Origin of the sequence: Vibrio sp. MM46, assembly GCF_027587135.1 — a bacterium.
Taxonomy (GTDB): Bacteria; Pseudomonadota; Gammaproteobacteria; order Enterobacterales; family Vibrionaceae; genus Vibrio; species Vibrio harveyi.
In genome coordinates this window covers 32,641-43,404 of record NZ_JAPPTO010000030.1, presented here as the reverse complement: position 1 = coordinate 43,404, position 10,764 = coordinate 32,641, and the positions used below count along the sequence as shown (strand labels likewise).

Here is a 10,764-nt window from a genome sequence, read left to right as displayed (position 1 = left end):
TTTGAATTTGTCGCTTCCCTCGATAGTTGAATGCAGGTAGTGTGGCGACTAATGAAAGTCAGTGATACGCATGGAGAAGTTATGTACCACATTCATGTTTACTTCCCGCTTCAGCAGCAGGATAAAGCTCAAGCCTTGAATGAGATCATTCGTCAAGAACGCCAAGATGTTTTGCGCGTTTTCCCTTTAGTGTGCAAGTTGGTTGGTCCACATAAGATGCCGATGTTTGAGCTGCATGTTGAATCGATAAGTGATGAGTTTATCGCATGGCTTGATACCATCCGTGGCGGTTTTTCGGTTCTGATTCATCCAGTCAGTGACAACGAGCTGCGTGATCATACCGAGCGTGCGATTTGGTTAGGTCGTGAGCTTGGCGTGTTTGAAGAAAAGCTCGAAGCATAATTCGTTTGGGTAGACCGTTTCTTTCCCTCCTGTTTGGTCTATCCAGATTCAGCAATTCCGTCCATCGTGTGCTAAACCTTAATAACGGTAGTGATAAAGTAGTCGCTGCCGTTTTAAGTACATTTATGATGTTTAACAATGCATTAAAACAAGATTAAGCACAAAAACAGGGAAGTGCAGTTTACGACCCCAACGCCATTGGCAGTGGAAAAGGACATTTCTGGAGGGGAAAGGGTATGCTTACAATACTCTTAGTATCACTTGCGCTGTATATTTTCTGGTTGTTGTTTCGTAACGGTCCTGCGTTTGCAGAGCGAGTGCCGAACAAAAAACGTAACTGGGTCGGACCCACGTCAAATCAAAAAGAATGGCAGGGCTATTGCTCCGAGGTCTTTCAGCCATTCAGTTCTCAAACTACCTTCTATGCCATCGCTTATTTTGCCAATTTTGTCGCTGCGGCAAACGCCATTTCTTGGTCGATCGTGTACGAGGGCGATTATTCCGTCATCATCAGTCGCTTCGGTAGCTATTTCATTCTCAACACGCACGATGCCTTGGTGATTTCTGGGTTCGTCGCACTGGCGTGTTTCATCATTAATTGGCAAATGGCGGTACACTGCGCGGGGATCATGAGCCAGTATTTGGTGCGAATCTTAATCATCAATCGTACGCGCTTCGTTGCGATCAGTTTGGTGTTCTGCAGTTACTTTGCTTACCTGCTGACTGTCGGCATTTTCTGGTTGTTCCACGATGGATACTCCATTTGGCACGGGCTTACGCTTACTCCGGTATTTCTGTTGTTGGCTTTGTTGCTTGCGGTTGTATTGCCATCAATGAAGAAAGAACCTGCCGAGAAAGAGTAAGCGACACTTATTTCATTGAGTTGCGGTAGTAATTCCACTGAGGTTGAGGTAGGATTGCCGACCTTTTTTCGTCAGTGGGAGGACTTATGTATATCGGCTTTGACTACGGCACCGCGAACTGTTCGGTGGCGAAAATGGAACAAGGTGAACCGCAACTTTTAAACCTTGAAGGGAATAGCCCTTACATTCCTTCCACCCTTGCTGCACCAACGCGTGAATCGGTGTCTGAACACTTGTTCCGCCATCGCAGCATCAAACCTTTCGATCAGGTTGGTGAGCAGGTTTTGCGTCGCGCGATTAACCTTAATCGTGAGGAAAGTATTGAACTTGAGCCAGAAGACATGGCGTTTGGTCAAGCGGCATTGAATCGCTACTTGGAAGATCCTCGCGATATCTATTACGTGAAGTCACCAAAGTCTTTCCTCGGTGCTTCTGGTCTGCGTGATGTTCAGCTGAGTTTCTTTGAAGATCTGGTTTGCGCCATGATGGACAACATCAAATCGCAAGCAGAGAACAGCGCGCAGCAAATTATTACTGATGCAGTGATTGGTCGTCCGATCAACTTCCACGGTCGTGGCGGTGAGACGGCAAACATTCAAGCGGAAGGCATTCTTTTAAGAGCAGCAAAACGTGCTGGGTTTCAGAACATCGAATTCCAATTTGAACCGGTAGCCGCAGGTCTGGAATACGAAGCAACGCTAACCGAAGATAAAACCATATTAGTGGTCGATATCGGTGGTGGTACGACAGACTGTTCTTTGATTCAAATGGGACCGTCTTGGCGAGGTAAAGCCGACCGTACAGCAAGTCTGCTGGCGCACAGTGGTCAGCGTATTGGTGGTAACGATTTGGATATCGCCTTGGCGTTCAAACAACTGATGTTCCCATTCGGTATGGAGAGCAAGATGGAATCGGGCATCATGATGCCAACCACGCAGTTCTGGAACCCAATTGCGATCAACAATGTGGAAGCGCAGAGCGATTTTTACTCACGTGAAAACTTATCGGCGTTGAAACTGCTGCACAAGCAAGCGCAAGAGCCTGAGAAGCTGGCTCGTTTGTTAGAGGTTTACCACGAGTCGCTGGGCTACAACATCGTGCGTCGCGCAGAAGAAGCCAAAGTCGCGTTGTCTGACCAAGCGTCTTACCGTGCGGGCATTAATTTGTTGTCTGAGTTGATTGAAGTCGATGTTCAACGTGATGAGATGATCGAAGCGATTGAATCACCGAAGAATAAGATGACGGCTTTGGTTATCGAAGCGGTAGAGCAAGCCGGCGTGAAACCGGATGCGATCTTTATGACAGGTGGTTCGGCACGTTCGCCTATTTTGCGTGATGCAGTGCAGACAGTATTGCCAAACATTCCAGTGGTGAGTGGCAACTACTTTGGTTCGGTCACTGCTGGTCTAGCGCGCTGGGCAGAGGTTTGCTTTAAGTAAGACTGAGTTAGCTGTTATTAGATTCCTGATCTCGCCTAGGCTCGTCGGAATGACGAGGCTGGAGTTTGGCTGATGTGTTGCACTAAGCCACTCAAACTTTGACAGAAGACTAAATAGGGTCATTCCCTAGAGCGAGGAACGAGCGAGTAGGGAATCTCTAAAGTGCACATCAGTACAACCAAAGGTGCACACGACTAGAATCATAGGTACCAAAAGCAAAAGAGCCCGCTGAAGTAGCGGGCTCTTTTTGTTTAAGCGATTAATGATGGTGCGTGTGCTTTTCCATGTGGTCTTTCTTCTCAACCGCCATTTCTACTTCCACTTTACCTGCTTTTTTGAACGTCAAAGTCACAGGGAAACGGTCGCCTTCTTTCAGCGTTTGGGTTGGGTTGAAGATCATGAGATGGAAGCTGCCTGGCTTGAATTCCACTTTCTGCTGAGGCTCTACCACAACTTCATCAATCTTAATCATCTTCATCATGCCGTCTTCTTTCGTGTGAGTATGAATCTCCACACGGTCAGCAATCGGTGTTGAAGCCGCAATCAGCGCGTCATCGGCGTCACCTAGGTTACTTAACTGGAAGAAACCGCCAATCACAGGGGCATTTGGTGGCGCTTCACGGCTCCAAGGATGATCGATGTGAATCTTGCCTGCTTCGTATTCGTGAGCAAGGCTGAGTGGGCTTGCCAATAAAGCGACAAGAGCGATGGCTGTGGTTTTCATCAGTTTGATCATTTGTGTTTTCCTTTTTAAATCTGGCTGTTCTCTATCGGTTCTTCGATAGGATTAATACGTTATGTTTATTTACCGACTACTTCGTTGAGTATTTAGGTGTGGAAAACACAAGGCGGAGACTGCTTGGGCGCTACGTATTTGTAAACTTTTCTTCCGCAAGCTGCGAAATGATAGGGAGTGAAAACGTGCTTGGTGCGTCTTAACCAAGAGAGCGTGGTCAGATACAGACCGAACGCGATAGCGATAAAGAATTGCGCCGCTTGTAATAATGGACATTCAAACTGAAAGCCATCGTGCAGGTTAAGATCTTGAACAAATTCAGAATTGGGCAGTGCGTTGGCTTCAATCAGTTCGTTAATATCCACCCATTTAAAGCCATCAGCGGTACACAGCAACACCTTTTCATCTTGAACTTGGTTTAGCCAGTTTTCGCTGTGGATTTGCGTAGGATTCAGTGCCGCAGTCGACGTTAGGTACAGCTGAAACAGCACAGCAATGATGATCATGACTGCGCTTATCGCTTTCTTTCCATGCTGTGTTCTGAGTGTGTCCATACGACTTTTTATTATGAAGCGGAGATACGCTAATTGGCTGTAAGACTATGTTTCGGCGCAGGATAGTAACAAACGAACATTAAATTGTAATCGCGAGTTTATAAAAAGGTGATGTGAGTGTGTTTTATTTGTTTTGCGGTTTTTTATTCTGAGAACACATATCGCAAAGATTTATCGTTCCGGAAGCTTTCAAACCTATTGGTGTGCTGAATGTCGCAAATTGAGCTGGTGATTTTGCGTGCTAGAATCGCACTGATTCAATTCAAACTGATTATCTATTCCTCACTTGTTTTCCATTAACGGAATTATGACAGTAATTTAATAAAGGATACGGTATTCTCCGCACCTTTGTAGTTGCTTGAAGCGCCCGTCACATAAGGGTTGCGGAATCTTAAGAAATTTCTCCAATGAAATACGAACAACAGATCGGATATCGATATCCTAAAGGTCGATTTGCTATGGTGAGCGTGTACGCGTTTACTGGCGCTGCGATTTTAGCATCGACTATTTTTTCTCTTTTATTGTTTTTGTCGATTGACGAAAACCCAATGATGCAGGCGCTATTTGGCGGTCTGGCAATCATCTTTGAAGCGGGCAAGTTTTACGCTTGGTATGAATACGGTGAGCGTCGTGCACACAGAAACTACACCGGAGCCCTAACGGCGTTAGTTTTCTATTTGGTGCTTGCCGCTATTTCTATCGGCGGCAGTATCGGTGGCATCAACAGTGCGACCAACAGCGCCCAAAGTCATATCTCTGTAGAACAAGCGAAAGTGGAAGCCTACAACCGTCAGATTGCGTCAATCGATAAGCAGATTGAACTGAACAACATGGCGGCGCAAAAGTACATCGAGATGGAGCGTATCGCAACTGGCGTAACGCGCATTCAAGAGCAGAACAAGAAGCTACGTGAAGAGCAACAACGTTTAGCAACAGAGCGTGATAGCTTACCGCCAGTGGCGCAAGGTTCGGTGATTGGTTTGATCGACAGCTTAGCGAAAGCATTTGGAACGACTTCTTCTCAAGCGCAGTTGGGCTTGGTGGTGTTCTTATCTATCTTGTTGGATTTCTTTGCTGCTTTCTTTGTGGGTTTGATTGGTGAAGAGAATCGCTTCCGCCATTTCTTCCGTCGTAACGGCGGGATAACGCTCGCAAACGTTCGAGATATTGACCCAGAGCCAGCGGGATACTTGCCTCATATCAAAGAGGAAGCCGAGCCTGAAGCGCAACAAGAGCTTGAACCAGAAGACCCAAAAACGTTATTAGAGCAGGTGAGTGACGCGTTAAAAGGTCACCAAATTACTTGCACCAAAAAAGCAGTGGCGAAGCAGTTCAGACTTTCGGCAGAAGAGGTCGACAAAGTGTTTGAAGAACTAGCTAAACTTGGTTTAGTCGGTAAGAAAGCCAACCACCATTACCACTGGATTGGTCAGACCGAAGTGGCTTAAGCATCGCGAACGAAAAACAAAGGAGCGTCCAGATGGACGCTCTTTTCATTTACTCTAAACCGATATTTCACCAATCGACTCACTTCAGGCTGACGATTAATCAGTGATGATCTTCTTGGTTGTGTTTTTAATAGGTTTCTTCTCTTTCTCTGGCATTGCAGCGTCGACGACCTTACCTGCAAGTCCTTCCTCGGGTAGCGCGTCTTTACCGGCTTCTACCGTGCTGTCTTTTAAGGCTTCTTTTGGTGTGCATCGACCACCGACTCCCACTACCGCTTTAGTGGCTGTTGCTTTGGCTGCTTTTTCTGCGTCACAGTCTGGGTCCAATACGCCAGCATCCGCAGAGGTTGCGCCAAATAGGAGGAGAAGTAAGGCAAGGTTACGTTTGCTCATTACAGTTACCGTCTTCATGTCAACATGGATTAAGTGTAACTGAGTGATATGAGTTTGCAGGAAAAGAAAAGTGCCGCAGACGCGACACTTGTGAGTTTCTGTTGTAATTTCGGAGCCTTAGTCGTTCGCGACCTCGATTTCTCTTGCGATATTTTGATCGTTTACAACTACACCATCAACTTCAATAGTCGCACCGTCTAAGTTCGCTTCTTGTACGCCATTAAGCTGAGTATTGGTATCAATCACAACCGTTTTGGTTTGGAATTCTGGTCCATGATCGTTTTGGCAAGCAAGCACGAAAGTTCGGGAGTTTGCGTCGTAACTGTTTACTAAGCCTGTGCACTCAAAAGACTCTAATCGCTCTGATGTATTATCGTTGTTTGTTGCCGCGAAACTGCTTGCTGAAATACAAGCACCGAAAAGCATAATTAGAGGTAGTGTCATTTTACGCATTGTTAATCCCTCATTTGGTCATACGTATCTGTGGTGAAAATTGAAAAGAAAAGACGATACGAGAAAGGGAAGAAGCACCACAGCGGAGTCGGTGCTTCTTAGTTGTGTTTGTTGTATTTATATTGACTTAGTCGTCAGATTCCCAAGGCTCAATCTCAAGTGCAACATTTGTGTTATTGATGATAGTACCTTCCACTTCTACATGTTTATTAGCGATGTTTGAAAATGACAGACCATCTTCAAACATTGTTTTGCTATTTACGACCACGCTAGAGTTATCGATAGTTTGGTTTAAATCATTCCAACAATGATCGATGTCGAAAGTTGCGGTGTCCACGCCGTTAATTTTGTGGTTTGCTACCCAGCCAGAACATTCGAACTCATTAACGTTCCAATCTTCTTCGTTATCATCTGCCCAGTCTGGCTTTTCAAACTCGACATGAGTTGCAACCGGGGTGTTCAATGTTCCCATGACAGAAGTCACTTCAACTTCAGAGCCGACGGCTAGATTGGCGATCAACGCTGGGTTACAAGGTGCGTCATCATCATTTTGGAAGCAAGTTTTGCCATCAATGATAAATGTTCCGCGGTAGTTAAGCTCGAAGGCGCTCTGGTCTTGGTTTACCCAAGTGATGATACCTTCAACATCATTTTCTCCTTGTAGTTGGTTGTAGCTTTCAACTTCAACTAACGAGGCATGAAAAACGTTGCCATTGAAAGAGCCTTCTGCTTCCACCCATTGACCCACTTGTAGATCCGCAATGCGGTCATAAGCGACAGTCACATTTGCACCAAGTTTGAATTCTTTCTTATTAAGGTCAATGCTTGAAATTCGACCTTCAACTTCATCTTGATCAGACAAGCTGGTTTCAAATTTTACGACTGAAAGTACTTTGTATTGGTTGTTCGCCCCAGGTAGAGACGACACCATTACCCAGTCACCACTGTCAATATCAGAGTTAATGAGTTCTGGATAGACAAGTTCAAAACCATTGATGGTGAACTTGCCCGCGTTTTTGTCGATGATCTTAATGTGACCAGTCATGGTTGGTTCTAGTGTTACAACAACGGGTGCACTAGACGATTTTTCCTGACCAGAACCAACTTGAACCATCATGTTAGGCTTCACCGAAGCAAGGTTGGTTTGTTTACCACCATACATAACTTCTGATACGCGGTAAGTGTAGCCATTTACTGTGATTGAACTGTTTTCACTACTTACAGACTCTACGGTACCGATAGCCGCACTTGGTTTCGCTACAGGTTGAGTTGTAGAGTTATCGCTACCTCCAGACCCACCACAACCTGATAATGCCAAACCCACTGCCGCTACAAGCGCTAATTTTTTCATGATATCGACCTATTTTGAAAGCTTATTTATGAATTTGGTTGTATCTTATGGCGCTTATCGTGAAGTGTTCGTGAAGAAACGTGAGCCTATGAAAATATTAATTGTCGATGATAATCACAATGTTTCAGAAACTATTGCGGATTATCTAGAGCTCGAAGGAATGACGATAGATTGCGCTTACCATGGAGAGGCTGCGCTAAATTTAATTCAAGAAAATCATTATGATGTCATCATTATGGACATCATGATGCCAAAACTTGATGGCATCAGTACAGTCGAGAAACTCCGTCGTGAGCAACTTTGTGGTACCCCAATTTTGTTCTTGACCGCCAAAGATACTCTCGATGATAAAGTCGCGGCATTCAATGCTGGTGGTGATGACTATTTGATGAAGCCATTTGCCATGCAAGAACTTAGCTTGAGAGTACATGCATTAGCCAATCGAGGTCCAAGGCAAGATATTGGCACGTTAAAGTTTGCAGACATAAGCTTAGATGTGAGAACCGATGAAGTGACTCGCAATGGTAAACACATCAAACTCAGCCGCATTCAAACTAAAATTCTAAAGCTGCTTTTAAAGCGCGCGCCTGCAGCGGTGTCTCGTACCGAAGTCATTGATAATGTATGGGGTGATGAGCCTCCAGGCAGCGATGCATTGAGAAGCCATATTTATGGTTTAAGAACGGCACTCGACAAGGGTTTTGATGATTCCAGACTAGAGACGATTCATGGACAAGGTTACCGACTTAAAGCATAAAGAATACCCAAGTATTTATCGCAAGATCCGCTGGGGATTCGGTTTAATGACCTTTGCGATGTTTACCTTATTTTGGTCGTTAATTTATGTAGCGGAGAACAAACTCGAAGTACTGAGCTTACACCACTGGTTAGATACAGAGGTAGAGCTGTACCAAGAGAACTTCCAAAACATGGGGTGGGATGCGCCGCTTCCTAACGTTCTAGAATTTGATTCTTATTGGAGTGAAGCACCAACGCCGGAGTGGCTGTTGTCTTTCAAGTTTCCCGGTTTCTATGAATACCTTTTAGGCGAGGAGGATAAGCATTTTGTCGTGTTTGATCACCCGTCTGGTAAGGGCTTGATGTACATTGTCTTTCAAGATGACTCGGATGACTACTTGGATGAATACGAAAGCTCGCTGCACCAATTCACATTCTTTTTAGGTGGATTGTTTTCTTTGATCATGGTTGGCTACGGTGTCTATATGGTGCGCATTTTGTCGCGTCCACTTGCCAAGATTGAAGACAAAATAGGGCGAATGCCACCTGACCAACCGGGTTTCGATGTGGATACCAAATTCAGCGAGACTCGTCATATTGAACAGACTCTGTTAGATAGTAAAAATGAAATCGCAGGGTATTTTCGTCGTGAGCAAGAGTTTAGTCGCTTTGCTTCTCACGAACTGCGCACGCCCATTATGGTTATTAAGGGCTCAACAGACATTTTGGCTCGCGTACCGGATCAACCGCCCATTGCTCACAAAGCTATCACACGTATGCAATCGGCTTGTGAGGAAATGAGAGTGTTAACGGAAGCCTTCTTACTATTGGGTAAGGAGAAGGTAGAGCCGCAACACTATGCCGATCATGCGTTAACCACATGCTTAAAACAGCAGTTAGCTGAGCTTGCACCTCTATTTGCTAAACAGGGAGCAGAATACAACCTGAGCGAAAATGAGAGTGGGCTCGTTCATGCCCCAGAGAGTTTTGTGACGATTGTAATTAATAACCTGATCAAAAATGCGTTTAGCTACAGTATTGGCGATATTGAAATCGTGTTGATAGGCACGCAACTTACGATTGTTAATCGACACGATGGTAATGAAACCTACAATGCAGGTTATGGTTGTGGCTTAGTTATTGTCGAACGTATTTGTGAGCGCATGAGTTGGCCATTTGAACTGGATGATGATGGCGTAAGGTTTACCGCTACGGTTGATTTTCGATCGTAAAGTCATCAGATCATTAAATTCCGGTAACACACTCATAAACGGTTAGTTGTAAAGCCAGAGCCTCGACTCTGGCTTTTTTGTTCCTAACTGCCAGTGAAACAAGAAAAAATCTCGATTTGAATTAGACTCATAATAGTAAAAATGAAACCCAAGGAATGGTTATGCTCTCTTATCAGGTCAGCCGAAGTATCGAAATCGAAAAGACGCAAAGTGAAATCATCGATTATCTGAAAGATTTTACCCATTGGCCCGAATGGTCACCATGGATAATTTTGGAACCGGATTGCGAACTTACGTACAGCGAAGAACAAGGAAAAGTTGGCTCAGGATATCAATGGAATGGTAAACGTATAGGTACAGGGGCAGTGGTACTGGAAAGTACACAAGAGCATCGCCTTGATATGGAGTTACACTTCTTTCGACCATTTAAAAGTCAGGCGAAAGTGACATTGGTTGTGACGCCGTCACAGAAGGGGTGTACAGTAGAATGGATGATGCAATCCCGTGTACCTTGGTTTTTATTCTTCCTTAAGGGGATGTTTAAATCCATGATTGAAATGGATTATGATCGCGGTTTACGTATGCTAAAAAGCCAGTTGGAAACCGGGCAAGTCTTATCTCAACTCAAAGACCTCGGTTCCCGGAAACAAAACGAAGTCAGCTACATTGGCTTGGCTGGGGCAGGAACTATTTCAGAGATTGGTCCTGTTATGCAGCAGCATGTCGAACGCTTGTTTGAAATGGCAGAAAAAGAAAACCTCCCCGTTACTGGAGAGTTGTTTTGCTACTACCTTTCGATGGACATGAAGCGTGGTTATTTTGAGTTTATCACGTGCTTACCAGTACAAGCAGGAGTCGTGGCGAGTGGCGAGTTTGTTGCTGGAACTATCCCCGCCAGTGATACTTATGTCGTTGAACATAAGGGCGAATACTGGTTCTTAGGTAACGCGTGGTCATTGGTGATGAACCTAACGCGACAAAATGGCATTAAAGTGAAAACCAAGCCGTTAGGGATCGAACGCTATATGAACAACCCCAATGAGACAGAGAAAGCAGATTTGTTGACTGAGGTAATTGTCTTCAAGAAATGATGTGCGTTGTAAAAGTATGAAGAAACACCATGTTTCAATCCAACTGCATGATAATATTGATTAA

Annotated in this window: 12 protein-coding genes; 7 read left to right on the top strand and 5 right to left on the bottom strand. The window is 44.8% G+C overall.

Going from position 1 to position 10,764, the window contains the following annotated elements; all coding sequences use genetic code 11:
* The first annotated feature begins 81 nt into the window (after positions 1–81).
* The 3 genes from OH459_RS24155 to yegD all read left to right on the top strand — a co-directional run bounded on the left by OH459_RS24155 (position 82) and on the right by yegD (position 2,704).
* Positions 82–402: a DOPA 4,5-dioxygenase family protein gene (locus OH459_RS24155; protein WP_005450131.1), complete on the top strand. Its 321-nt coding sequence runs from the start codon at positions 82–84 to the stop codon at positions 400–402.
* A 236-nt stretch (positions 403–638) separates the two neighbouring features.
* Complete coding sequence (locus OH459_RS24150; RefSeq protein ID WP_269989097.1) at positions 639–1,265, top strand: hypothetical protein; 627 nt, start codon at positions 639–641, stop codon at positions 1,263–1,265.
* 86 nt (positions 1,266–1,351) lie between these two features.
* A complete protein-coding gene (gene yegD / locus OH459_RS24145) occupies positions 1,352–2,704 on the top strand; it encodes a molecular chaperone (RefSeq protein ID WP_269989096.1) in 1,353 nt (450 codons plus the stop codon).
* Positions 2,705–2,963: 259 nt separating this feature from the next.
* On the opposite strand, the gene OH459_RS24140 is transcribed toward yegD, so the two are convergent.
* Positions 2,964–3,440, bottom strand: coding sequence for a copper chaperone PCu(A)C (locus OH459_RS24140; RefSeq protein WP_009702614.1), 477 nt, complete (start codon positions 3,438–3,440; stop codon positions 2,964–2,966).
* Between the two features lie 92 nt (positions 3,441–3,532).
* Positions 3,533–3,994 (bottom strand): hypothetical protein, encoded by a 462-nt coding sequence (locus tag OH459_RS24135; protein ID WP_039985069.1) that lies wholly within the window; start codon positions 3,992–3,994, stop codon positions 3,533–3,535.
* A gap of 407 nt (positions 3,995–4,401) precedes the next feature.
* Between OH459_RS24135 and OH459_RS24130 the strand changes: the two genes are divergently transcribed.
* Positions 4,402–5,442, top strand: a complete 1,041-nt coding sequence (locus OH459_RS24130) for a hypothetical protein (protein WP_050939090.1) — start codon at positions 4,402–4,404, stop codon at positions 5,440–5,442.
* 96 nt (positions 5,443–5,538) lie between these two features.
* Here OH459_RS24130 and OH459_RS24125 read toward each other — a convergent pair whose 3' ends face one another.
* The 3 genes from OH459_RS24125 to OH459_RS24115 all read right to left on the bottom strand — a co-directional run bounded on the left by OH459_RS24125 (position 5,539) and on the right by OH459_RS24115 (position 7,639).
* Complete coding sequence (locus tag OH459_RS24125; protein ID WP_269989090.1) at positions 5,539–5,835, bottom strand: hypothetical protein; 297 nt, start codon at positions 5,833–5,835, stop codon at positions 5,539–5,541.
* A 117-nt stretch (positions 5,836–5,952) separates the two neighbouring features.
* Positions 5,953–6,288 carry a hypothetical protein gene (locus OH459_RS24120; RefSeq protein WP_017190880.1) on the bottom strand — a complete coding sequence of 112 codons (336 nt, stop codon included), beginning with the start codon at positions 6,286–6,288 and terminating at the stop codon, positions 5,953–5,955.
* 127 nt (positions 6,289–6,415) lie between these two features.
* Positions 6,416–7,639, bottom strand: a complete 1,224-nt coding sequence (locus OH459_RS24115; RefSeq protein WP_269989089.1) for a DUF5666 domain-containing protein — start codon at positions 7,637–7,639, stop codon at positions 6,416–6,418.
* 88 nt (positions 7,640–7,727) lie between these two features.
* On the opposite strand from OH459_RS24115, the gene OH459_RS24110 reads away from it, so the two are divergent.
* The 3 genes from OH459_RS24110 (at position 7,728) to OH459_RS24100 (ending at position 10,700) form a co-directional block, all read left to right on the top strand.
* On the top strand, positions 7,728–8,396 hold the full coding sequence (locus OH459_RS24110) for a response regulator transcription factor (protein WP_005450120.1): 669 nt from the start codon (positions 7,728–7,730) through the stop codon (positions 8,394–8,396).
* A complete protein-coding gene (locus OH459_RS24105; protein ID WP_045487284.1) occupies positions 8,368–9,609 on the top strand; it encodes a sensor histidine kinase in 1,242 nt (413 codons plus the stop codon). Before OH459_RS24110 ends, OH459_RS24105 begins: the two co-directional genes overlap by 29 nt.
* Before the next feature lie 161 nt (positions 9,610–9,770).
* A complete protein-coding gene (locus OH459_RS24100) occupies positions 9,771–10,700 on the top strand; it encodes an SRPBCC family protein (protein ID WP_188014677.1) in 930 nt (309 codons plus the stop codon).
* The last annotated feature ends 64 nt before the right edge of the window (positions 10,701–10,764 follow it).